Annotated in this window: 21 protein-coding genes and 1 riboswitch; of the genes, 17 read left to right on the top strand and 4 right to left on the bottom strand. The window is 48.4% G+C overall.

Annotated elements, in window-relative coordinates; translation table 11 throughout:
- The first annotated feature begins 31 nt into the window (after nucleotides 1–31).
- The 4 genes from HP567_RS24445 (at nucleotide 32) to HP567_RS24430 (ending at nucleotide 5733) form a co-directional block, all read left to right on the top strand.
- Nucleotides 32–2113, top strand: coding sequence for a methyl-accepting chemotaxis protein (locus HP567_RS24445; protein ID WP_173610833.1), 2082 nt, complete (start codon nucleotides 32–34; stop codon nucleotides 2111–2113).
- A gap of 133 nt (nucleotides 2114–2246) precedes the next feature.
- Nucleotides 2247–2978, top strand: a complete 732-nt coding sequence (locus tag HP567_RS24440; protein ID WP_173610834.1) for a GTP pyrophosphokinase — start codon at nucleotides 2247–2249, stop codon at nucleotides 2976–2978.
- Nucleotides 2965–4401 carry a dipeptidase PepV gene (pepV, locus tag HP567_RS24435; protein WP_173610835.1) on the top strand — a complete coding sequence of 479 codons (1437 nt, stop codon included), beginning with the start codon at nucleotides 2965–2967 and terminating at the stop codon, nucleotides 4399–4401. The genes HP567_RS24440 and pepV overlap by 14 nt, the downstream gene beginning before the upstream one ends.
- A 255-nt stretch (nucleotides 4402–4656) precedes the next feature.
- On the top strand, nucleotides 4657–5733 hold the full coding sequence (locus HP567_RS24430) for a M42 family metallopeptidase (protein ID WP_173610998.1): 1077 nt from the start codon (nucleotides 4657–4659) through the stop codon (nucleotides 5731–5733).
- Between the two features lie 62 nt (nucleotides 5734–5795).
- On the opposite strand, the gene HP567_RS24425 is transcribed toward HP567_RS24430, so the two are convergent.
- Both HP567_RS24425 and HP567_RS24420 read right to left on the bottom strand, forming a co-directional pair.
- Nucleotides 5796–6908, bottom strand: coding sequence for a DUF4179 domain-containing protein (locus HP567_RS24425; protein WP_173610836.1), 1113 nt, complete (start codon nucleotides 6906–6908; stop codon nucleotides 5796–5798).
- Nucleotides 6895–7428, bottom strand: coding sequence for an RNA polymerase sigma factor (locus HP567_RS24420; protein ID WP_173610837.1), 534 nt, complete (start codon nucleotides 7426–7428; stop codon nucleotides 6895–6897). Before HP567_RS24420 ends, HP567_RS24425 begins: the two co-directional genes overlap by 14 nt.
- 318 nt (nucleotides 7429–7746) lie before the next feature.
- Between HP567_RS24420 and HP567_RS24415 the strand changes: the two genes are divergently transcribed.
- The 6 genes from HP567_RS24415 to HP567_RS24390 all read left to right on the top strand — a co-directional run bounded on the left by HP567_RS24415 (nucleotide 7747) and on the right by HP567_RS24390 (nucleotide 13033).
- The gene (locus HP567_RS24415; RefSeq protein WP_173610838.1) at nucleotides 7747–9228 is read left to right on the top strand and encodes a DEAD/DEAH box helicase; all 1482 of its coding nucleotides are present in this window, start codon (nucleotides 7747–7749) and stop codon (nucleotides 9226–9228) included.
- 145 nt (nucleotides 9229–9373) lie between these two features.
- Complete coding sequence (locus HP567_RS24410) at nucleotides 9374–10210, top strand: MerR family transcriptional regulator (RefSeq protein ID WP_173610999.1); 837 nt, start codon at nucleotides 9374–9376, stop codon at nucleotides 10208–10210.
- Entirely contained in the window at nucleotides 10200–11366 is a 1167-nt protein-coding gene (locus tag HP567_RS24405) for an MFS transporter (protein ID WP_173610839.1), read from the top strand. The genes HP567_RS24410 and HP567_RS24405 overlap by 11 nt, the downstream gene beginning before the upstream one ends.
- Nucleotides 11367–11556: 190 nt before the next feature.
- Nucleotides 11557–11991: an Lrp/AsnC family transcriptional regulator gene (locus HP567_RS24400; RefSeq protein WP_173610840.1), complete on the top strand. Its 435-nt coding sequence runs from the start codon at nucleotides 11557–11559 to the stop codon at nucleotides 11989–11991.
- A 5-nt stretch (nucleotides 11992–11996) separates the two neighbouring features.
- A complete protein-coding gene (locus HP567_RS24395) occupies nucleotides 11997–12635 on the top strand; it encodes a LysE family translocator (protein WP_173610841.1) in 639 nt (212 codons plus the stop codon).
- Between the two features lie 152 nt (nucleotides 12636–12787).
- Nucleotides 12788–13033 (top strand): hypothetical protein, encoded by a 246-nt coding sequence (locus tag HP567_RS24390; protein WP_173610842.1) that lies wholly within the window; start codon nucleotides 12788–12790, stop codon nucleotides 13031–13033.
- Nucleotides 13034–13111: 78 nt separating this feature from the next.
- Here HP567_RS24390 and HP567_RS24385 read toward each other — a convergent pair whose 3' ends face one another.
- The gene (locus HP567_RS24385) at nucleotides 13112–14524 is read right to left on the bottom strand and encodes an RsmF rRNA methyltransferase first C-terminal domain-containing protein (protein WP_173610843.1); all 1413 of its coding nucleotides are present in this window, start codon (nucleotides 14522–14524) and stop codon (nucleotides 13112–13114) included.
- An 85-nt stretch (nucleotides 14525–14609) separates the two neighbouring features.
- Between HP567_RS24385 and HP567_RS24380 the strand changes: the two genes are divergently transcribed.
- The 4 genes from HP567_RS24380 (at nucleotide 14610) to HP567_RS24365 (ending at nucleotide 19042) form a co-directional block, all read left to right on the top strand.
- The gene (locus tag HP567_RS24380) at nucleotides 14610–15365 is read left to right on the top strand and encodes a hypothetical protein (protein ID WP_017250646.1); all 756 of its coding nucleotides are present in this window, start codon (nucleotides 14610–14612) and stop codon (nucleotides 15363–15365) included.
- A 24-nt stretch (nucleotides 15366–15389) separates the two neighbouring features.
- Nucleotides 15390–16325 (top strand): methyl-accepting chemotaxis protein, encoded by a 936-nt coding sequence (locus tag HP567_RS24375; protein ID WP_173610844.1) that lies wholly within the window; start codon nucleotides 15390–15392, stop codon nucleotides 16323–16325.
- A 175-nt stretch (nucleotides 16326–16500) separates the two neighbouring features.
- Nucleotides 16501–16586: riboswitch (cyclic di-GMP riboswitch) on the top strand.
- An 86-nt stretch (nucleotides 16587–16672) separates the two neighbouring features.
- Nucleotides 16673–18130, top strand: coding sequence for an aldehyde dehydrogenase family protein (locus HP567_RS24370; protein ID WP_173610845.1), 1458 nt, complete (start codon nucleotides 16673–16675; stop codon nucleotides 18128–18130).
- A 30-nt stretch (nucleotides 18131–18160) separates the two neighbouring features.
- Nucleotides 18161–19042 (top strand): methyl-accepting chemotaxis protein, encoded by an 882-nt coding sequence (locus HP567_RS24365; RefSeq protein ID WP_173610846.1) that lies wholly within the window; start codon nucleotides 18161–18163, stop codon nucleotides 19040–19042.
- A 62-nt stretch (nucleotides 19043–19104) separates the two neighbouring features.
- Here the strand turns inward: HP567_RS24365 and HP567_RS24360 are convergent, their stop codons facing one another.
- Entirely contained in the window at nucleotides 19105–20778 is a 1674-nt protein-coding gene (locus HP567_RS24360; protein ID WP_173610847.1) for a M14 family metallopeptidase, read from the bottom strand.
- A 133-nt stretch (nucleotides 20779–20911) separates the two neighbouring features.
- Here HP567_RS24360 and HP567_RS24355 point away from each other — a divergent pair, with 133 nt between their 5' ends.
- The 3 genes from HP567_RS24355 (at nucleotide 20912) to HP567_RS24345 (ending at nucleotide 24583) form a co-directional block, all read left to right on the top strand.
- Nucleotides 20912–22330 (top strand): hypothetical protein, encoded by a 1419-nt coding sequence (locus tag HP567_RS24355; RefSeq protein ID WP_173610848.1) that lies wholly within the window; start codon nucleotides 20912–20914, stop codon nucleotides 22328–22330.
- A 149-nt stretch (nucleotides 22331–22479) separates the two neighbouring features.
- A complete protein-coding gene (locus HP567_RS24350; RefSeq protein ID WP_173610849.1) occupies nucleotides 22480–23139 on the top strand; it encodes a response regulator transcription factor in 660 nt (219 codons plus the stop codon).
- Nucleotides 23140–23152: 13 nt separating this feature from the next.
- Nucleotides 23153–24583, top strand: a complete 1431-nt coding sequence (locus tag HP567_RS24345) for a sensor histidine kinase (RefSeq protein ID WP_229088130.1) — start codon at nucleotides 23153–23155, stop codon at nucleotides 24581–24583.
- The last annotated feature ends 5 nt before the right edge of the window (nucleotides 24584–24588 follow it).

The following is a 24588-nucleotide window of genomic DNA, read 5'->3' as shown; positions in this document are numbered from 1 at the left end:
AAATAGATTGGCAAAAATGGGGGGCTTTTCCATGAAGTTGGGCGCTCGTATACTGCTCGTACTACTATTGGCAGGAAGTGTACCGCTGACGGCAGCGGGAGTGTTTGCTTATCAGGAATCCAAGCAGGAATTGTTGAATGGAAGTGCCGCTACACTGGAAGCACTACGTCAAAGCAACAAGGAACAGGTGGAAAATTACTTTCGCGAGCGAGCCAGGAACGTGGATACGTTGGCTGCATCGGGAACAGTAATGTCCGCCCTTTCTTCGTTTGAGGACGTGTGGCGGCAAGGCCTGGAATCGCCTGCTTATGAAGAAGTGCAAGCGCGATATACGAACGAATTGAAGATGGAGGTTGCCCGCTACGGCTTCGTAAATGCTTTTCTGTTGAATGCACAAGGGGATATCGTGTACGAGACAAAGCCGCAGGCCGATTTTGGTACCAATCTCCTGACGGGCCCACACGCTGACTCTGTACTTGGCCAGACTGTGCAGCAAGTCCAGAAAACCCAAAGCGCAGAAATGTCGGATCTAGGCATTTACGAACCATCTGGAGGGGCGCCAGGGGTATACATTGCAGCGCCGATCTACGAACGAGGCTACATCATCGGGCAAATAGCAGTCGAAGTCTCCATGGATTATATTTCAAGAATATTCAACCAACGAGAAGGTCTGGGGGAAACCGGGAAGATTTACTTGGTTGGCGGCCCGGACAAGCTCATGCGCTCGCAACTGGGCAGTGGACCAAATACGTTGTTACAGCAAAAAGTAGATACGCCCATCGTCGATCAAGTCTTGCTCACCCAACAATCCGAAGGAACGGCCGAAAGCGTGGATTACTTAGGGCAGCAAGTGCTCGTAGCCTACGATCAGGTTAAAGTGGGGAAGAAGACGTGGGCGATTTTGGCAGAGAGAAATATGACAGAAATACTGGAAGGCCCAACCCGCATTCGGGATGCCATGATTGCCTTTAATGGTGCCGTACTCGTGCTCATTGTCATCATCTCATTACTTACAGCAAACTGGCTTCGCCGCTCGTTTCGCGGCATGCTTGCTGTCGCAGAGCGGATTGGGCATGGTGATTTTTCGCGTGAGATTCCTGACAAGCTATTAAAACGAAAAGATGAATTAGGGGAGCTGGCAGGGTCTCTCGTTACGATGCAAAAGCAACTGCGCAAAATCTTGTTTCAAATTCAGCAGGCAGCTGCTTCCGTTTCCGGTGCCGTGCGAAATATTCAGGGAAACACCAGTGAGATTGCCGCTTCCAGCCAGCAAATTGTCCTCGTCGTCGATCAAGTGGCTGCAGCAGCTGACAGTCAGGTAGAGAAAATGGGACAAACCTTGAATCTTGCTGTGGATTTGACGAAGGATGTGGCGGTGGTAACGGAAAATGTAGAACGAGTGACCTTATCTGCGGAAGAAATGAAGCAGCATGCACACGCAGGCAGACGCGCAATCGCAGATGTGATGGAAAGCATGGACGAAATCAATCGTTCGGTAGAAGCTGCCACGGATGTCATTCATGTATTGGAAGGTCGCTCGAAGGACATTTCGAGAATTATCTCTGTCATTACAGAAATTGCCCGCCAGACCAATCTGCTAGCCTTGAATGCTGCAATCGAAGCGGCCAGAGCAGGAGAGCATGGCAAGGGATTTGCCGTAGTTGCAGGGGAAGTGCGCAAGCTCGCGGAAGATACCAACAGTGCTGCCCAGCAGATCGTAGGCATGATTGGAGACGTACAAAAGGATACGAGAGAAGCAGTATCCAGAATGGTAGAGGGTGCCCAAACGACCGCCCGTGGCATGAAGACAGCACACCAATCGCAAGAGATGTTCCAGCACATCGAGGAAAACATCCACGGGGTGTCGCAAGAAATTAACAGCGTCAGCGAAGCCTTCAAGCGTATGGCGCCAGATACCCAACAGGTAGCTGTAGTCGCTGGGGAAGTATCGTCTGCTTCGATGCAAGCGGCTGCAGGTGTCCAAAGCATCTCGGCTGCGGTGGAGGAGCAGAGTGCAGCGATGGAGCTCATCGCAGATGCTGCGAATCAGCTGGCTATTCTGGCAGAAGAGCTGAGAAGCTCCCTTGCAACCTTTGTTTCGCGCGAAAATTAAGAAAAGAGGGACGGAGCAAAGGCCGGTGACAACTGCCTTTTCTCCCGTCTCTTTTTGTATTTTGGAAGGATATCTCACACAAAATGTTGAATGATAAGGACGATGGAGAGTTTCAAGCCGGAGGGACGTAAGCGTGCACAAACTAGATTGGGAACTATATCTGCTACCGTTCGAACAAGCTGTAGAAGAAATCAAAGTCAAAATTAAAAATATCCGTAACGAGCTGCGCAAACGCAAGGAGCATTCACCGATTGAGTTTGCGGTAGGCAGGGTCAAATCGATCCCGAGTATTTACAACAAGGCAAACCGCTTGCAGTTTCCGATTGATGAGAATATCTGCTGGGAAATTCGCGATATCGCAGGCATCCGCGTCATTTGTCAGTTTATTGATGATATACCGGCAGTCGTAGAGATGATCCGCAATCGCGGAGACATGCGTGTCTATTTGGAGAAGGATTATGTTTCTACCCCAAAAGAAAGCGGATACCGCGGCTATCACCTTGCTGTGGAGTATCCGATCATGATGGCGGGTGGACAAGTGACCATTCCGGTAGAAATTCAGATTCGCACGTTGGGAATGAATTTTTGGGCGACGATTGAGCACTCGCTGAATTATAAATACGAGGGAATTATCCCATCTGATATACGGCAAAGATTGTTTGAGGCTGCCAAGGCGTCCTACAAGCTGGATAGCGAAATGAACAATATCCGGGACGAAATTAAAGACGCCCAAGCAGAGTTTACGAAAAAAGAAGTGCCGATGGAGTCATTGTTATCGCTGGTGGAGCTGGATCTCGACGTCGATGCGGCAATGGACGAAGGAAGTATAAGTGAGGGGACTGTAGAAGAGGATGACAAGCGTTAATTGGCTGGAAGAAACAAATAAACGCAAGGAAGAACTGATTGCGACAACGCAACAATTTTTGCAAATAAAGAGCGTATTGGACCCTGAGTCCGCACGGGAAGGGGCCCCTTTTGGAGAAGGGATTCGGCAAGCGCTTGACTTTGCGCTAGACGTGTGTGAAAAGGCAGGCATGACAACCAAAGACGTCCGCGGCTATGCAGGGCATGCTGAATTCGGGCAAGGCGAGGAATTGATCGGCATTCTGAGCCATGTCGATGTCGTACCGGAAGGCGATGGCTGGAGTACGCCACCGTATGCAGCCGAGATCGTGGATGGACGCATCGTGGCTCGTGGAGCGATTGATGACAAGGGCCCGACGATGGCTGCCATTTTCGCCGCGAAGATCGTGATGGAGCTGGGATTGCCGCTCTCGAAGCGCGTGCGCTTTATTTTCGGTACGGATGAAGAATCGAGCTGGCAATGTGTGAACACGTATTTTGAAACGGAAGAAATGCCGACGATGGGCTTTACGCCGGATGCAGACTTCCCGCTGATCTATGCGGAAAAAGGCTTGACTGATCTGTCGTTGCGTCAGACGCTTGACTCCTTCCAAAGCCTCGGAATGCCTGTAGCGGAAAACGTGGAGGCAAAGCTCGTTTCCTTACAGGCTGGCTTGCGGATGAACATGGTTCCAGACAAGGCTGTAGCAACACTTGCGCCAATCGGTTTGAATAGTGAGGCGATTGCACAAAGTTATCGCCAGCACTTGGATACAACTGGCTTGAAAGGCAAGGCGGAGGAGCAGGACGGTCTCGTAGTGCTGCACATGGAGGGCGTCTCGGTTCACGGAATGGATCCGAGCAAAGGCGTCAACGCGGGTACCGAGCTCATTCACTTTTTGTGCACCTTGTCCCTGGATGAACGCGGAGCTGCATTTGTAAGCTTGGCTGATCGTTATTTGCACAAGCAACACTACGGGGAAGAGCTTGGCATCGCGCATGATGATGAAGAAATGGGTGCGCTCACACTGAACACAGGTGTGATCGAGTATGATGAAAAGCAGGATGCGCTTTTCCGTCTGAATATCCGTTACCCACATTCTGTTTCCTTCGAAAAATGGTCGGCTGTTCTGGCTGAACGATTCAGCGAAGGGGCATTTTCGCTCGAAGTGGCTGAGCACCTGACACCGCACCGCGTCGATCCAAATCACCCTTTGGTGACGACACTGCAACGCGTGTATACAGAACAAACAGGCGAGGAAGCTGGCATCATTGCCATTGGCGGCGCTACCTACGGCCGTTCATTGGATGTTGGGGTAGCATTCGGACCGCTTTTCCCAGGGCGTCCTGACAGTGCACACCAGCGAGATGAATATATTTTCGTGGATGACCTGATCAAAGCGACCGCGATTTACGCGCAAGCGATCTATGAATTAGCGAAGTAGAAATAGCAAACGGCTGGTACAAAGCGCCAGCCGTTTTTTTATTTTTGCTGAATCAGGCGAGACAAAAGACTTTGGGAAATGCTGCGAAGGCAACCCACTCAAATGTGACAGCATAAGAAGTACTCGGGCGCATTCGGGACAGGGGTTGGGGGAACAATCATAAGTAGGGTGTAGGCAATTTGGAAATGAAAGGATTCTGTAGGCGGTTTCTCGAACTCATATGGGAATATGTCAGTATCGAAAAGGAGATAAATGATGGACGATCTTACGAAATTGATCAAGGATTTGACGGAAACGGACGGAGTACCTGGGCACGAGCGCGAAGTCAGGGTGAAGATGGAGGAGTACTTGCAGCCTCTCAGCGACGAGTTGGTAAAGGATCGGCTGGGTGGGGTACTCGGAAAGAAGACGGGTGCAGAAAACGGCCCGAAAATTTTGCTCGCGGGACATTTGGATGAAGTAGGGTTCATGGTGACGCATATCACGCCAAAAGGGTACTTGCGTTTCATCCAGCTTGGCGGATGGTGGACGCACAATATGCTCTCACATCGTGTGAAGGTCAAGACACGCAAAGGTGAGTATCTGGGACTCATTGGTTCTAAGGCACCACACGCGCTGGAAAAAGAAGAACGGGAAAAGGTCATGAAGCTCAAGGAGCTGTACATTGATATCGGGGCAAAAGATGAAGCAGATGCGAAGGAAATGGGTGTTCGCCCAGGTGATTGGATTGTTCCTGACAGTGATTTTACGACCATGCGCGACGGTGAGCTGTGGGTAGCAAAGGCACTCGATAATCGTGCGGGGTGTGCGCTGGCAATCGAAGTACTGAAACGTTTACAGAAGGAAGAGCATCCGAATGTGGTATACGCCGGTGCAACTGTGCAGGAGGAAGTCGGAACTCGCGGTGCTGGCACAGTAGCGAGGCTGGTTGAACCGGATATTGCTTTTGCTGTTGATGTTGGACTCGCATATGACACTCCTGGGAATGAATCGTATCCGATGACCTGCAATGTGGGGGACGGTCCGCTCGTCATGTTATTTGATGCTACGATGATTCCGCATACCGGATTGCGCGATCTCGTATTCGACACAGCAGAGGAGCTCGGCATCAATATCCAGGTGGATGCACTCGCTGGAGGCGGGACAGACGCCGCAAAATTCCATACAAGCGGCATTGGCTGCCCGTCGATTGTCGTCGGTTTTGCGACACGGTATATTCACAGCCATAATGCGATTATGTCCAAAAGCGATTTCGAGCAGGCTGCCCAGCTGCTGACAGCTGTTATCAAGAAGCTCGATAAGGAAACAGTACAACAATTGATAGACAGATAAGGTAAGGAAAGCAAAACCCTCCCCATTCAAGGTGTGAATGCATTGGGGAGGGTTTCGTTTGGTTACTTGTTCTGCTCGGGGAGGTCTACCTTTATTTCCAGACCCTTAATAAACTGATCGTCTGTGACTGTTTCAGCGAAATGATCTTTTACGACAAAAGGCTTGATTATGAAATACTTCGGCTGTCCTTGTTCAGAAGCATAGCGGGCGTCAAATGTGAGAGTGCTATCCTTGCGTTGTTCCCCTTCTCCGTGGAGGGATGTCAGTTGACGACCTTGGTCGTCAAACAGGGCAGCTCTGATGGACTTATCTGATGTCTCGCCATCCAGTTTGACCGAATACAACAAGCGCGTCGTCACTGGCGTCACATTGACCTCGGATACTTCGAAAGAAATCCCATCGTTTGATTGAACAGCATTCGGTTTTAGCTGGATGGTGTTGCTTGTCGCTTTTTGGAACGGAATGTCCAGCTTGAAGGTTTGATCAATTCCAGCAAGCTTAACAACCACTTCCGCTTGGAAAGAGTCTGGAATCTTGCCTGTTGAATTGTGGTCAGGTGTCTTCAAAATTTCTTCGAAGACAAGCATGTTTGGGTGCGATTCGCCAGCAGAGGAGAAAAAACCACCGCCAGATACCAAACTATCTGGGGCATCTTGACCTTTTCCATCGATACTAAAAGTGACATTCTCGATAGCGTCACTGAGTTTGACAACCTCTTTTCCCGTATCAAACATGCCGTCCTTCAGGTTTGGAGCCGTTACACTGAGTAGGTAGACAGCGCGTGTTCCGTCGAAGACGGTCTCCGTTACCTCGAGCTTCATGTCCTGATGAGAAATACTCTTGTTCACCTTGGAAGAAAGACCTTGTTCGCCTGCAGCTCGTAAGCCGAGGTCCGCCTCGATTAAGCTAAAGAGACTCCCCACCACTGGGATCTGTTTAATCGATTGCGCCATGACCGGCGAGATAAAACCGGAGGTGAATACAGTTGCACCCAGAATGACTGCGGCGGCCGCAACATAAGGTGCCTTGCGTGATCGTTGGACTTTTCGATCGCGAGACATTTCTGGGAGTGCAGCGTATGTTTCATCCAGTCGTGCTCGTACCAATGGTGACATCATCGTTTCCTTTGAACGTTTGTACTCTTTTAGTTCGAAATCGAATTTAGATTGATCCATAATGTATCTTCCCTTCCCGAAATGTAGTTAATTTCTCCATCAAGTTGTTCCGTGCCCGACTGAGTCGCATTTTCGCGGCACTCTCCGAAATTTCCAGTACCTCTGCTACTTGTCTTAAAGGCATGTCTTCAAAATAGTGAAGCACAATAACAAGGCGCTGCTGTTCATCCAACCTCTCAACGGCGTCCCGCAGATCAATATGTTCGTCTTTCGGTGAGAGTGACAATTGGGTAGGGAATTCATCCACGAGAACGTTACGGGAGCGATTTGCTACTATCTTGTTGCATTCATTGATCAAAATTCGGAACATCCATGTCTTGAAAAATTGGGGCTCACGAAGTGAATGCAGCGATTTATATGCTTTTAAAATGGTTTCCTGGAGAGCATCCGCAATATCTTCCTCTTTTTTCAGGATGGATTTAGCCGTATGGTACAAGGAGCTCTCCACTTGTTTGACAACAGCGATAAAAGCTTCGCGATCTCCTTGCTTTGCCAGGAGAACCTGTTCTCTTAGATTCACCTTTTTCACTCCTTTCTGTGTTGGTTTTTCACATTGACAGTAATTAGATCAGCGAAATCGATACATGGTCACATTATGTAAGCAAAAATTTCGGCTAGGCTTGCTTCATCGTCGCGAGACTTGAAGAAAAATACCCGGGAGTTGAACGGTTTAGTTGTTTTTTCGAAAGGACTCCTTTAGTATAGGTAGGATAGGATTTCGCAAGGGCAACAACCTGCCTAGGATGAATTTTGATTGATGAGAGCCGATTTTATCGCATTCACTGTCCATGCAGTTATGGTGTACGAATCGGATCGCTTGTGAAAGGAAGTGGAAGTTATGGCAAAATCGTTTGCGTCTTTTGGTTTTCGTCCGGAGCTGATGCAAGGGATTCAAGACCTGTATTATAAAGAACCGACACACATTCAAGAGGAAGCCATTCCTCTCATTATGGAAGGCAAAGATCTGATCGGACAAGCTCAGACAGGTACGGGAAAAACAGCTGCATTCATGCTGCCGATCCTCAACGCATTGGAAGAGGGAAAACGAGACATTCAAGCGCTCATCCTCACCCCGACACGTGAGCTTTCCATTCAGATTGCAAAAGAAGTAGAAAAGCTGGGTAAGCACCTGAATGTAAACGTGCTGTCTCTGCACGGTGGAACGGATATCGACAAGCAACTGAGTAAACTGAAAGAAACGGTTCATGTTGTAGTCGGAACACCAGGGCGCGTGCTGGATCATATGAAGCGCGGATCGCTCCATTTCGGACGCATCTCTACACTAGTGCTGGATGAAGCAGATAAAATGATGGAAATGGGCTTCTTGGAAGATGTGGAGCAAGTGATCGTCCACACGCCTTCCCAGCGTCAAGTGCTGTTGTTCTCTGCTACGATGCCTGATTTGGTGAAAAGACTGGCGCACCGCTTCATGAAGCAGCCACCGCATATCAAGATCGAGGGCAAGCAGAAGACTGTGGAGCGCATTGAACAATTTTACTATGTGGTGAACCAAAGCGATAAGACGGACGCTCTCGTCGATGTGCTGGAGCAGGAGCAGCCGTTCTTGACTATCGTGTTTGCCAATACGCAAGTTCGTGTGCAGCAGCTTACAGCCCGATTGCAGGAAAATGGCCTCGCTGCGAAAGCACTGTACGGTGATTTGTCTCAAAACAAGCGGGAACAACTGATGAAGCAATTCCGTGAGATTCGTTTCCAATACTTGATCGCGACAGATATCGCAGCTCGTGGACTCGACGTAGAAGGCGTAACACATGTCATCAACTACGATTTGCCGAATGACGTGGACAGTTACATTCACCGCGTTGGGCGTACGGGTCGTGCGGGACAAAAAGGAAAAGCCATCTCCCTCATCTCTCCTCGTCAGAAGAATTTGATGGGGCGTTTTGCCAAAGCCACGAAGGCATCGATCGAGGAAAGAATTTTGCAGGTAGGTCGCCATCTGGATGCGGGTCGCCGTGAACGTGCGGAAGAACGGGAAGCTCATTTCATTGAGCTGCGGGCGCAACAGGCGAAAGAGCAACAGAAGGAAAAAGACAAAGAGTTCTCTCCTGTACGTGAAGCCTTGAAGAAAAAGACGAAGGTAAAACCAGGCTACAAAAAGAAGATGGCGCGTGAACTGGGTGAAATGCAGACCCAGTATGAGAAAAATCGCAAGAAGGCAGAAGCAATTGCAGCACGCAAAGCGGGTAAATCTGCTAAGCCTGCCGATGCCAAAAAAGCAGGGAAAGGTGGAGCGGCTCGCTCTGCCAAGGGTGGAAGACCGTTTAGTCAATCTGCCGGGAAATCAAGAGGAAGATAAGAAATGAAGAGGCTGCCCAGATTCGAAAAGGATCTGGGCGGTTTTTTTGTAGAAACGCCTTTGGCGTATGAAAGGAAGTTCTTGACTTTATACTCGACTAGAAGGTTTATACTCGGATCGAAATAATGGGAGAGAAGGTGTGGAATTGTTCAAAATCAGCGAGTTTTCCCGACTGAGTCGAATTCCGTTACAAACGTTGCGCTATTATGATCAGATTGGGATTCTAAAACCAGCAAAAATCGATGATACGACCGGGTACCGTTATTACTGTGCCGAACAGCTTCTGCAGATCAATCGAATTGTCATCTTCAAAGAATTGGGGTTCTCGTTGCAGCAGATTGCGCAGTTGCTTCATGAGAATATACCAGCCGAACAAATTCGGGGCATGCTGAGGCTCAAAGAAAATGAAATCCAATCCCTGCTGGAGATGGAGATGTCAAAGCTTGCCCGTATTAAAGAACGGGTGCAGCTTGTTGAACGGGAGGGAAGGATCGAGAAGGAGCAAGAGGTTGTTCTGAAGCAGGTAGATAGTATGCACTTGATTTCCTATTCAGCACGAGGTGCTGCTGAAGATATTCCTTGGCTGTTTCAAATGTTCGACAGTTTGCTTGATGCCAGCCTGAAATCATCCTTGACTGGTCCCAAAACAGTGCTATGGAAGGAAAGCGGAACAAAGGATCAGCTTTTCGAATTTGGGGTGGGCTACGCCATTAAAACAGATTCTGTCACACTGCCCGAGCAAATGGAACGAAGCTTCTTGCCTGCCGAGACAATGGCTTCGCTGCTATTTCGTTCGGATTCGACCTTTAAGGAATCAGCTTGCCTGGATCTGGCTACGTGGATTGAACAGCATGGCTACTGTATTCGAAGCGAACAGCCCGGCAGAGAAATCTATGTTCCCTTATCAGAAGAACCTGGAGTTGAGCTCATAGAAATCCAGATTCCAATTGAAGCAAGGGGGCTAATTGAGCATGGGAAATAAATGGGTCGTCTATACTCTTGCTTTGGCCGTTTTCCTGATTGGGACAGTGGAGTATTTGATCAGCGGCATTATTCAAATCGTGGCAGTTGACCTGGGTGTCACGACATCGTCTGCCGGATTGCTTGTCACTGCTTTTGCCCTCTCAGCGGCAATAGGGGCTCCCATAATCATCACTGCTACAATCTATCTTGACCGAAAAAAATTATTACTCACGATGCTTGGCATTTTTATGTTGAGCAACTGGCTGGTCTATGTGAGTCCTTCCTTTGAGATGATGCTGGTTACACGTATGATCCAAGGACTCAGTGGAGGAGTTGCTACTGTTGTTGCGATGGCGGTATCTACACAGCTAGTTGAAGAGGGCAATCGTGGGCGAGCAATCGGTATCATTTTGATGGGATTGAGCAGCTCGCTTGTACTTGGCCTCCCGGTTGGCACTTATTTAAGTGAAGCGATTGGCTGGAGACTGCTGTTCATTTTCATTGGACTGCTGGGCTTAATTCCGCTGCTTGTCATTTATAAAAAAGTCCCGCCTATAAAAGCGCAGGAGACTGTAACACCGCGGGCACAGTTGGCTGTTATAAAAAATAAAAAAATTCTGGCCGCGGTTGTTATCACGCTGTTGTACATCGGCGCTTATTCAACAGTGTTTACTTATATTGCGCCTTTCCTGCTAATCCGGGCAGAGCTTTCGGCATCCGAGATTTCCGCGATTCTGTTTTTAGCAGGCATTTGCAGTTTTATGGGGTCAAAAATTGGAGGGGTTATCGCAGATCGCAAGGGACCGAAATTTTCGATTTATTTTGGACTCTCCCTTCAGGCAAGCATGCTGCTTTTGCTTTCGGTCATGGATGGAGTGATAACTGTCCATATTGTGATCATCATGCTGTGGATGCTCGCCACATGGGCAACGTCTCCGGCCCAACAGCTATATCTGGTTACCCAAGTGCCCCGTTCGCCGGATATCGCTCTTGGCATCAATACATCCTTTATTCAATTTGGCTTCGCTTTGGGATCATGGGTTGGGGGACTGGTGATCAGCAACGCCTCTGTGGAGCATCTAGGCTGGTCCGGATTTGTTATTGCGTTGCTGTCACTGTTGCTCGCGATCCGTTTGTTTTCGTTAAAGAAAGAGAAAGAGCAATTATCAGCGTAGAAGATAGCGAAAGATGCCTTTTCGTCTCTCTCGACAGCATGATTTTAGGAAAACGCCCCAAGATTATTTGTGCTACAGAAAAAACAAAAGAGATAGTGCGTCAATTCTTTAAAAAATACGGTAATAGTGCCGAACTCCTTTTTGTTCTAAAGAAATTGGTATAATCTTGATAAAAAGGAGGGGTACCACTATGGACCGGATCGATGAACAAATCCTCCGCTTATTGCGGGAAAATGCCCGAATCACCAGCTCCGACATCAGCAAGCAGGTTCATTTGTCCGTGCCTGCGGTCTCCGAGCGAATACGTAAGCTGGAGGATACAGGACTCATCAAGCAATTCACGGTGAAGCTGGATCGGGAGCAGCTAGGGCTTCACCTGATTGCGTTTGTGATGGTACAAATCGAGAAACCGGAGCATATCGCTGGCTTCCGTGAAACGGTCATGCAGGCAGACTGTGTCCTTGAATGCCATCATATTGCGGGAGCTTACGACTATGTATTGAAGGTCGCCGTAAAAGGGACGGCTGATCTGGAACGATTCATCTCTGAAACATTAAAGCAAGTAGAAGGGGTAAGCAAGACGAATACGATGATCGTCCTGTCTTCCATGAAAGAGGAGATATGAATCTGATGGCGATCTGGAACGGTCTATTATTCGGGATGATGCTCCAGCTATCCGTTGGTCCGGTTTGTCTGGCGGTGTTGCATCGCTCAATGACTCGGCGATTGCGGGAGTCACTTATGATGGTACTGGGTGTGGCACTCGTGGATACGGTGTATATGGTAGGGGCAATTGGGGGACTGTCGCTGCTGTTACAAATCCAATGGGTCAAACAGATGGTCTTGATTATGGGAGCCCTGATTTTGACTTGGTTTGGGATTCAAACCTTGCGTGCCATAAAAGGAAGAGGAGAGCATGAACAAACACCAGTCCAGCATCCTCGGTCGGATCGAAGCAGCTTTTGGCACGGCGTGCTTCTGACGCTCGCAAATCCTCTGACCGTTCTGTTTTGGGCGGGAGTATTTGGCTCGCTATTGGCATCTGGCACTTTTGTTCATTCAACGGAGTTATTCTTGTTTGCTACGGGCTGTCTGTTATCGACTGTATTGTTCCTGGGGTTGGTAGCTTTGTTGGCCGCGTATTTGGCTCGCTTTTTTCGCCCGGGTTGGCTCAACGTTTTTCATGGGCTTAGTGGTGTCTTTCTCATTGGGTTTGCGATTGCTCTTTACGCGAAAAGCTGTTTGCCGCCGCGATACTGGCCTTTTTAAAGGAGTTCGGAATGACTGCATCGAATTTTAATAGGATACAGGAATTGTGAGAGAAAATAGTGTTTTCCTCCCATGTGAATTGGGTAATAGATAGGAAGATAGAACCCTTTCTTGTGAAAGTACCATAGTACAGGGTGTGAGGAGAACCAGTGATGACGACGGATACGTGCTTGAAATGCGGCAGTCCGATGGGCCGGGGAGAGTACAGTTGCCAGGTTTGCGGAGAAAACGAAATACAAGACTACCAGATGATTCGCAATTACGTGAGAACTTATCCGAATTCGAATGCGATGCAAATTGCCAATGCAACAGGGATATCTGTTTCAAAAATATTGCGTTATATAAGAAATGGCTCGTTGACGGTAGTAGACAGTCCGCCCCGCAGAGGGCGATCATGAGAAAAAAGAGAAAAGCCCACAAGCAGTCACGAATGCATTTCGTGTAGCTTTGTGAGCTTTTTTATTTTTGATGTAATCTTATAACCAGCGTAGACCTTTTGGATAATGATTTTTGAGTTGCCCCTCTGATTGCTTGCCCCAACCGATGGAGTATCCATCTACAGTAACCAGCGTCCAGCCGCTTTCCCCATCACGTGTGAGCGCTTCTCCTTTTAGGTACCGCAACAGTTCAGGATCGTCCGCGCCATACGAAGCGACACGGGCTACCTCCGAAGGAGAGAGGGCGAGCGCCAAGGCGTGTGCAGGTTCAAATCTGTTCTTTTTTACGGTTCCCAGGTGCAGACCGACGCGCATGACCTTGAGCTTGTCCCAGTCGAGCTCGGGAGCAGGTGAGTAGTAGAGCTGCTCGCCAAATAAAAGAAAAGCAGCTTCATCTTCGAATGATTTGGAGAGCGCCGGGAGCGCTTCGACTGCGAACGTACGCCAGGCTGCCAGTGCTTCTTTTCGACCCGTCGGAGTTGATTTTGCTGCACGCTTTTCTTTACGCTTCCCGGAAGGTTCATGAACCTCAGCGCTCTCGCTCTTTTGCAGCTTGGCGAGGTAATGACCTTCTCCCTGTAGACGATGCGGCCACAATCTGGCTGTCTGGGTGAGCTGCTCGTTTTGTGGCGACGCCCACTCGGGTTGGCCAGCAGAAAAGCAATCTGCATGTGGCAGCGAGACGATCTCAAATTCCGGGTGACGGTCCAGGAAGTTAACCAGGGACTGTTCATTTTCCAACGGAGCAAATGTGCAGGTGGAGTAGACCAACGTCCCGCCTGGCTTCAGCATTGCAGCGGCCGCCTCGAGAATATCACCTTGCATGACATGGCATTCCATTACTTTTGCAGGACTCCAGTCTTCGATTGCTTCGGGTAGCTTGCGGAACATTCCTTCGCCAGAGCATGGAGCATCTACCAAAATTCGGTCAAAAAACTGGGGGAATCGCTCTTGCAAACGTTCAGGCGTTTCGTTGGTCACGACGGCATTGGTAACGCCGCAGCGCTCCAGATTTTCTGACAAGGCTTTTGCTCGAACAGGATGGATCTCGTTTGCCACAAGCATTCCTTGTCCACGCAAAAACGCTGCAAGCTGCGTCGATTTCCCTCCTGGCGCTGCACATAGGTCGAGGATGCGCTCACCAGGTTGGGCACCGAGTGCTTCGGCAGCGGACATCGCGCTTGGCTCCTGTAAATAGTACATGCCGGCGGAGTGAAAAGGATGCTTGCCGGGACGAGCTGGCTCTTTGTAGCGAAATCCGTTTTCGCACCAAGGGACTGCTTCCAGAGCAAAAGGCGAGATTTTCAAAAAAACGTCACGCCCTACCTTCAACGGATTGACCCGTAAGCCGTGTGTTACAGGCTGATCATAGGAGGAAACGAATGCCTCGAAATCGTGCCCGAGCAAGGTTTGCATGCGCTCGGTAAATGGTGTCGGTAAATTTTTTGTCATAACAGCCTCCGATGTCAGATTTTGGCCCCATGTGAAAGGAAAAGATAGAATCATGGCGAATCATAGAGAATGAGGTGAGAGCATTATGGAAGGATCCCGTGCAAAACGCTACCGCTCCCGGCGGAGGAATGACTCGGAAGTAAGCCGGTTTTGGATCATGGGGTTGCTGTTCTCACTGCTGGTGCTCGCTTTTGAATTCTTTATCGAAATACCCGCCGACGCAGATTGGCTGATCGATATGGAGATGGCTTTGTTTTCTGCCAGCTTTACATTGCTTGCCTTTTATCTGCTCGGACTTACCTTTGCCTTTTCACGCCACCAAAAGGCAGGGAAGATCAATCACCAAATCATCATCTATGTATGGTTGGGTGCGATCTTGTTTCACTTGTTCCTGCTCATCAGCAATTTGTCCAATCAGCATGTGTACAAGGCAGGGATCATTCTATTTTTAGGACCATTGTTTTTAACTGTCTACCATTTTATCACGTACTTGGCAGCTTTGCGCGAGGAGCGTGAGGAGCAGGAGGCAGCTACGACAGCTACGCTTGAGCGTACGGCCTACCAGATGATTCTGGAGGGTGGGCGTGTATACAGCGAGCTAAGTCGCCTGAAAACGGAATATCCAGAAGTGGAGCAAATGCTTCGTGCCAACGATTTTCACGATAAACTGGAGCGCTATGCTTTGGAAATGCAGCAGTATTTGCAGGCGAAGCATTTTGAGCGTAAAGACGTGGAGCTCTTGGAGGGTCACTATTATTTCTTGGAAAACTTGCTGAGCTTGGCGAAACAACATCCGGGAATAATCGAGTCCCGCGTATATAGCCGCCGAGGTGACAATTGATGGGTACAGAGGAGAGGGAAGCGGATGTTTTGGAAAAAAGACAAAGGCCTGGCAGAAAAAGAGACAGCAGCGACGACAGCCACAACCACAATGACAGGACAGCAAGACGCTTGGAAACATGAGCTTCGCGATCTTTACGAACAGATGGGTGCGATCCTCAGTTCAAACCAGGCGATAAACGCCGAATCCGATCAAATGGTGCGACTGGTGACAAGGATGAAGCGTGTCGTAGATAATATCCAGGCCATTAACGAGCGGGATGATGAATCTGCGAGCCAGTTGTCGGTTCGAGGAGAGCGCCTGACAGACATCTGTAAACAATCGGTAGCGTGTGCAGATGAAGGCAAGAAGGCGATGACGGACGTTGTGCAGGTCATGAGCCTGCTCGACAAAGAATCGGTCCATACGTCCAAGTCCATGAGCCGCTTGGAAGAGAGCTCTTCGGAAATTACGAGCATCGTCAAGGTGATCAGCGACATTGCGAATCAGACCAACCTTCTCGCCCTGAATGCAGCGATAGAAGCGGCACGTGCAGGTGAACAAGGCCGAGGCTTCGCCGTCGTAGCGGATGAGGTACGGAAGCTGGCCGAGATGACAGCGAACTCGACCAAGACGATTGCAGAATTGATTGGCAAGATTCAGGAAGAAACAAAAGAAGCATTGTCTAACAGTGAAAAAAGCAGCAGTGCAATCAAAAATGGACTTTCTATCAGCAAGGATGCTGCACAGAAGACAGATCAGATCGTGAACGCTTTCCAGGTACTGAACGTCGAAGTGTCGGGTGTGATGGAAATCATCGCGCATCAAAAGCGATTTGCTGATGATGTGTCCCAGCAGGTAAGTGATGCAAAGGGTTTGCTGGACGAGCTGAATGAAGGCTTGACCAAGCACATAAGGGACGCCAACGCGACGGAGCAAATGCTCGCGACGAGCGTAAAGAATGTCAAATCGTTATTGTGAGCATAAGGAAGAAGAACCAGGAGTCCGTATCCAAGCGATGCGGGCTTTTTGATATTTGTTACTTCCTTTCACGAAATATTTACATGTTTTCGTTTGACTATTAGGAATAGAGTACTATAATCTAAGTATGATTCTCCATATCTTTCCTTTTTTCGACAAAATATTATCAGCATTCGCTATGAATGGGCAAACCCATTGAAAATTGGGGACGCAAAGCCACGGGCCTAATGTACACGTTACGATGGCAGCCGGGTTGCCAACGAGCAGTGTATTTTGCTGTTTTAGTTTTACGGCTCCTTTCATGCGAAAGGGGCCTATTTTACTTTACAAAAGGGAGAGGTTGTAGCATGTCAATCCTGCAAACATTGGACAAGCAGTACATCAATGGGGAGTGGCGCGACGGGCTTGGCGTGAAGACATTGCAAGATATCAACCCTTACAACGGGGAAGTCATCGCAGAATTCAAAATGGCAAATCTGGAGGATATCGACGCGGCTTACAAGGCGGCAGCCCACGCGAAAAAAGAGTGGGACGAAGTGAATGCTTATACCAAATCTCGAATGTTGGAGCGTGCTGTTCACTATATCGAAGAGCATGAAGAAGAAATCATTCAGATCATCATTCGTGAATTGGGCGGAACCCGATTGAAGGCGTTTTTTGAGATCGGGCTTGTGAAGGATATTATTCGCGAGGCGGCTACCTTCCCAGTGCGGATGGAAGGAAAAATTCTGCCTTCTCCCGTTGACGGAAAAGAAAACCGCTTGTATCGGATTCCCGCAGGAGTTGTCGGCGTCATCAGTCCGTTCAATTTCCCGTTCTATCTGTCGATGAAGTCTGTGGCTCCAGCTCTTGGCGCGGGCAACGGTGTCGTCCTCAAACCGCATGAGCACACGCCAATCACGGGTGGGACTCTCATCGCGAAAATTTTTGAAGAAGTAGGTCTGCCCAAAGGCTTGATTAACGTCGTAGTGACGGACATCGCTGAAATTGGCGATGGTTTTGTCTCCCACCCGATTCCGCGCATCCTTTCGTTTACAGGGTCTAGCCAAGTTGGGAGCCATATCGCGCAGGTGGCAGCGAAGCATTTCAAAAAGGCGATTTTGGAGCTGGGCGGCAATAGTGCGCTGATCGTTTTGGAGGATGCGGATCTCCAGTATGCCGTCAATGCAGCAGTATTCAGCCGTTTTACCCACCAAGGTCAGATTTGCATGTCAGCTAACCGGGTTCTGGTTCACCAAGATGTATACGATAAATTCCTCGATCTGTACGTGGAAAAAGTATCTGGACTCAAGGTAGGCGACCCGAATGATCCTGACACGGTAATCGGTCCACTCATCAATCAACGGCAAGTCGCCAATCTGATGGCAACGATCGATGAGGCGATACGCGAAGGAGCCGTTCCTGCACTGAAAGGGGAAGTAAAAGGAAACGTGGTCGAACCGATTGTTTTGACAGGAGTGACCACAGACATGTCGATTACATCCAAAGAGCTGTTTGGTCCGGCTGTTTGCATCATGTCGTTTGCTTCCGAGGAAGAAGCGATTCGCATGGCAAACGAGACACCATTTGGATTGTCCGGGGCAATTCACACCCGCGATCTGGAGAGAGGTGCCGAGATGGCCAAGCGCATTGAGACCGGCATGATTCACATCAACGATGGAACGATCAATGACGAGCCAATCGTGGCGTTCGGCGGTGAAAAGCACTCCGGGTTGGGACGATTGAATGGTCAATGGAGCTTAGAAGAGTTTACTACGCTGAAATGGATTTCGGTTCAGCACAAGAAGCGTCAATTTCCGTACTAATGCCAGCAAAATATAGAGGTGAAGAGGGTCATGAACGGATACGAAGAATGGAACGAAACAGAAGCTTCCGAAAAGGGGAAAAACGCAGAACTGCTTGAGGCTTTCATCAAGGTTGCCCCCTATTTAAATGATTTGCTCTCCGATGACATTACCATTGGGGTCTACGACACGGAAAAGCTATTGTGCAATGTACCTGCCCAAACATTTGCACTGCAAGTCAAGCCTGGTGATCCACTCCAGGAAGGAGATGTGATCACCAACGCGATTCGAAAAAACACCAAGCAGGCGATGATGGTCCCCAAGGAATTGTTTGGTTTCCCTCTCGTCGCACGGGCGATTCCCCTGCATGATCACACGGGAAAAGTCATTGGCGGTGTCGGCATTGGTTCGAGTATGGAGCGAGCCAATGAGCTGTATGAAATCGCTGCAAATCTCTCGAGTGTCGTCGAGCAGGTGAGTGCCACCACACACGAGATGGCCGTGCAGATCGGGAATTTGAACGAGCAAATGAAGGCGATCTCAGAGCAAGCCAATGATGTCAGCCAAAGTACGACCGAGATCGAGCAAATTACACTCGCTGTGAAAAAAATCGCTGATCAAAGTAACATTTTGGGACTAAATGCGAGCATTGAGGCTGCGCGAGTAGGAGATGCAGGGCGTGGGTTCGCTGTCGTTGCGAATGAGGTTCGCAATATGGCGACTGATTCCAGGGCGAATGCAGACAAAATCAAGCAAACCACGGATTCCATCCGGGATTTGATAACCCTTCTGCAAAACTCGATTGAACTGATCAATCAAACCATGGAGAGTCAGGCAGCCGCTACAGAGGAAATTTCCGCGACGATGGTCGAAGTGAGCGGCAATACGCAAAAGCTGGCAGGGCTTGCCCAAGAAGTGTTTGAAATAAAGTAAGCCCATACATGTAACAAAATTCCCCTCTCAGGAGTCTAACTTTAGAGAGGGGAATTTTTCCTTTAATTCTTTTGTGTGGTGGGTAGCGGTTGCTCCAGCATATAGCGATACACCGGGACTTCATCGCCCTTTTCAACGGGCAAGAAGTTAAACGTGACGTAGCTGTCCACTGATTCCGGTTCCAGGGCTAACGCAATGAAGTTCGCGTTTGGCTGGGCCATGCTGAACACGTAACTACCCGCAGGAAAGGTTTTCGTTGTTTCTGTTACATTTGCAGTCACTTGGTTGGTGAAATGCCCATTCTCGTAAATCGTATTCACCTTGTTTTCCAAAATGGTGTAGCTTTCTACCGCTATGGTCGTTTCTTTTGATAGCTTGCTTACCGAAACACCGAGCAATTCCAGCTTGGTCGCGACGTCATGGTAGCCAGGAGGCATGAGGTAGGCAGTGGGGCGCTCGCGTTCGAGTATGGGATAGGCATCCGTGGAGCTTACCCAGTCGATGGGGGTAGAGACTTTTTTTGCGGTGGCTAGATCGACCACTTCGAGAGACTGATCTGGTACGCGCTTATTATCACTCAGGATGACGAGTTTGTCGTTGTCGTTTGCCTTTTTGCCTTTTTCCGTGATTTCTTCGCGTGCTTGCATCACGGCGGACTTGATTGCTTTGGCGTTGACCGCTGTTGATTGAATGACAGCAGCGTGAGTCATGGCCTGGCTGAATACACGGCGCTCAAAATCGGCGCGTCCAATGCCAATGCCGCGTGTCTCCACCAAAAACGTCAATGTGTTTTTCAATCCAAGAGCATTGCGTCCGATTCTTGTCTCTGTGCTGCCTTCTGTTGCGGTCACTTTTCCGTCCTTGCCTTTTGCCAGCGTATAGTAAGCGTGATGAGAAAGCTGCTCCTTGTCGAGTGCTTTTTGAACGTCAGCCAAGAGCAGGTTGTCTGACATTTTTCGCAGGTTTGCGGGGATATTCAAGTTTTTCGCAGAGGAGATCAGAACATCGTAGGAAGAGATCGCGCCTTTTTCTCCAACATCGCGAAGCTGGTTGGAAGAGACGCCGTATTCGTGGGCGTCAAGCACCACATCAGGTTGATAGGCATTAATGGCTTGGTGAACCGCTTGCACTTCTGGATATTCTACCTTCATGTAGTCGCGGTTGGCATCCAGCTCTGTCGCGATGTAGCGTTTGAACTGGTAGGAGCCATCTGGATTGATGCGGGGAACAATCGCAATGTTTACTTTATCCAAGAGATCGGCGCCAAGTTTTCCTTCTGCCAGCCATTTGGCGATCAAAAGAGCAGATTCACCGGATGCGGGTTCATTTCCATGGATTTGTGCCTGTAGCCAGATGAGTGGCTTCTCTTTGTTTTGTTTGAGCTTGCCGTGGTCTTTGCTGAATAACAGCAGGGGGATATCGCGACCTTCCAGGGATGTACCGATGGATAGCAGCTGGATTTCCTTGTTGCCTGCAGCCAATTTGCTTATGTAAGCCATCATTTCTTCCTGGGACGTAAAAGCTTCTTTTCCTTCTTGGAAGCCGGGTGTCCCAAACTGGATAGTTGGCTTGGGAAACAAGCTCTCAATCTGTGCAGGCTGTACATAGGTTGGCCCTATTCCGTAATAAGGAATGTGGGTTTGTGGTTCAGCTTGGTTGGCATGGATGATTGAGGGGCTGGTGAACAGAGATATTACGAGTGCTGTAGAAACAACGTAGCGTACTTTCTTGTCCATAAATTCCCTCCTGAGAAATAGAAGTAGACACCTATGGTTAATTTATCAGATTATTATAAAAATAATAATCACTACGAAATATTCATTTTAAAGTAGGACTTTCGGTTCTCCTTTAATAGAATAGGGGGATGACATGGTCAGAAAAATCAGCAGAATGCTCCTTTTGATGACGGCCATCGCCGTAAGTAGTTTCTTTCCGAGCGATATTTCTGCAAACGAATGGAAAAAACCAACAGAAACAGAGACTGTTGACCACCTGAATGGCGCGATTCACCAAAAACAAGAATTTCGATTCTCCGATGGTGTCACGTATTGGGCCCATAAAATGACAGGTCAGCGCAATATGATGCCCCACGTTTTCACCATTCCGATTCAGGGCAACAGTCAGAACATGATGTTCCGCTATCGTGCCTATGATGAATCGAAGAAACCGTATTGGAAGGTTGTCACGCTTGATCAAGTCCAGACCCTTCCGCTCTCCTCAGGTTTTGTAGAGACGGAGGGCAGGTATATTTGGTTAGGTAAGCCCATTACCTACGTGGATAAAGGCAGAGCCACGATTGAAGAAAAGCCGGCATTGGCGTTGCCAGTCGAAGTCAAACAGACGGCTTATGGTGTCGAGCTCGTGATCAAGCTGCCGATGAAAGCAGGGCTTATCAGCGAAATGTGGGCGCTCGATTCGAGAGATCCGCTCGTTCCTTGGGGAGAACAATCGATTGACAGCGTCTGGATTAACTTGGACGTGACGGAAAAGGCAAAATGGCTGTACGATGGGTATTACTATCAAAGCCCTTCCACGTATGAGCCGACTTCGGAGTCCTCCTTTTGGCGGATTCCTGAAAACTATGTCCTTCGCTCCTTTTTATATACAGGTGGAAGCAAGGCTGCCCGAGATATGGGCTATGTGATGCTGAGGGCGAGCTTGAAACAGCAGGAGCCTGAGGGGTACTGGAAGACGCAGCCGCGCTCCTTGTGGCTAAGTGGCGATTACGGGATACCAGAGGGCTTTTACGATACGAGATTCAACACAGGAGCGGCTGATCTGATGCTGCGGGGCTGTGATCAGTATCAAGAAAAGGACTTTTGCCAATCAGCGAAAAAATATGCTTCTTACTTTCACAATCATGCAGCCATGAACCGTTTTGTCATCGCTGGTGTACAGCAAGGCTGGCTGGTTTCTGACTACGCGACAGCAACGAATCCGATGATTCAGACACATGTTTCTTTGAACCATCAGTTGGCGGAAATCAATTTTCTCTACAAAAGCTACCTGCAATTCGGCGACCGGACTGACAAAGATTTAGCGGATATGATGCTTTATGGTGTCGTAAACCTCGGATCGCAGTGGATTCTCGGAAATGGCGATTTGCATTACGCTTATTTTCCCGATGGAACATTCGGCAGACCGGACTATCCGTTCTTGACCTACAATGACTTGGTCGAAACGCAGCGTTTGTACCGTCAACTGCACGGAATGGATGAGATGACGCTTGCGATGCTAATTGACAGTAAATGGATGTGGATGCAGTTGAATAATGTTTCGTATCGGTAAGTAAAAAATCTAAATGATAATGAATGTGACCCTCAATAAGATCAAGTTAAAGTGATTTTATTGAGGGTTTTTTGTTTTTGTATACTTTTTACATTTCGTTGACAATAAAATCCTAAAAATGTGTAATGATGGTGGGGGTGTTATACAGCATGGCATATTCAATATTAATCGCTGAAGATGATCCATCCATATCCGAACTAATCAAAATGACATTAGGCGCCTCAGGCTATGTCTGTAAAGTTTCATCCGACGGTAACACGGCGTTGAACGATCTCGAAGAAAAGGAGTATCACTTGGCGCTCCTTGACATCATGCTGCCTGGAGTTGATGGGTTCACACTGCTGGAATCCTTTAAGAAAAAGAATATCCCGGTCATTTTTGTTACAGCCAAGACGAGTGTAATGGACAAAGTACAAGGTTTGCGTCTTGGTGCTGAGGATTATATTACAAAACCTTTTGATTTGTTGGAGTTGTTGGCACGAGTGGAAGTCGCTCTGAGAAGAAGTCATCAGGTTGTATTGGAAACATTGACCGTAGGTGATGTGACAGTGGATTATCATAGCCGAAAAGTGTACAAAAGTAATCAGCTCGTCACGTTAACCCCGAAGGAATATGAGTTGCTTGAATTTTTGTTGCATAATCCGAATATTGCTTTTTCTCGTGAAAGTTTGCTGAATCAGGTCTGGGGTTATGACTTTTATGGCAGCACCCGGACAATTGATACACATATCTTGAATCTGCGCACAAAGCTAGGTTTGTCCGATCATATTCATACGGTGCACAAAATTGGCTATCGAATGGAGTTTTAAGATGCGTGAGAGGATGAAGAAAACTCCTCTGTGGATGCGAATCTATCTCATGGTGTTCGGATTGGTGACAGTGGTCATTGTCTTTGTTTCCTACCAGATCATCGAGGTTTCTATTGAGTACAATCTTCAAAGGGAAATCAGCAGTTCCCTTGAGAACCATAGCATGATCGGGAACTCGCTGAAAATGTATGAAAGTACGATTGATGATTACTATCCGACGTTGCTGAAAGACATTTTGCCGAAATCTTTTCAAAATTATGGGCAGTATTTTACTGATCAGAGAAGCCATCTTGCCATAACGGGTGAATCTGGCGAGAAGCATTTTAGCAGTATATCGAATGAAGAAGAGAAGGTAATGAGTCTAGTCCCACCCAAAGATGGGAGAAGAAGCTATGTGATTCGAAACATAGATGCGCGCACCGTACTGTTTGTTTCGAACTGGATGAAAATGGATGGCCAACTGCTTCGATTGGATTACGCCCATGACATAACAAGTCTGATCGATGACCAGAAGTCACTCTCCTTACAGATCTCTTTTTGGGTATTGGTTGGCTTGACGGTCTTTGCGGTTGGCTTGTTTGTCCTGATTAGACAAGCCTTGCGTCCACTCGGCCTGTTAAGCCAACAGGCTCAAGGGATTGCAAAAGGAAGCTATCAGCATCGCATAACGGTTCAGCGCGGCGATGAGATTGGCCAGCTTGCGGTTGACTTCAATCATATGGCAGAAGCGATTCAAGCCAACATGGAGCTTCTGCAGAGGGGCGTAACGGAAAGAGAGGCGTTTATCGCAAGTCTGGCCCACGAATTCAAAACGCCGCTTACATCCATCATGGGCTATGCCAGTTTGCTTCAGCATTATGACCTGGAAGAAAAAGACGTCGAGCAGGCCCTGAGCTTCATTCATTCGGAAAGCAAACGGCTTGACGGGATGTCAAAAAAGCTGTTGGAGCTTTTCCGACTTGGAAATGGGGAGGCACTGAACAAGCAGCAAGTTGATGTTTCTTCCCTTATGCAGCAGTTGAAAATCATCTCCCAGTTTTCGTTAGACAGAAAGGGCCAAACGCTGGAAATCATATATTCAGTCTCTACGGTTACCGTCGATCCGGAGCTTTTTTTGGTGCTATTAAACAATCTCGTGGAGAATGCCTCCAAAGCGTCTGAAAACGATGCAGTGATTCGATTTACTGTTTACACAGAGGACTCATTTGTTGTTTTTTGTGTGGAAGATCATGGCTGTGGGGTGCCGGAAGAGCATCTGACAAATGTTTTTCAACCATTTTTTATGCTGGATAGCGCGAGGGATCGGAAAAAGAACGGTCACGGTTTAGGGTTGTCTCTAAGCAAAGCGATTGCTACGGCACACCAAGGCAGTATTTATATGAAAAGCAGATTGAACGGCGGAACATCGGTTTACACCCTGGTTCCAGATCAAACTTCGAGGTAATTATG

The organism is Brevibacillus sp. M2.1A (assembly GCF_013284355.2).
Taxonomy (GTDB): Bacteria; Bacillota; Bacilli; order Brevibacillales; family Brevibacillaceae; genus Brevibacillus.
The sequence above is the reverse complement of the archived record's forward strand: the minus strand, read 5'-3'. Positions and strand labels throughout refer to the sequence as shown.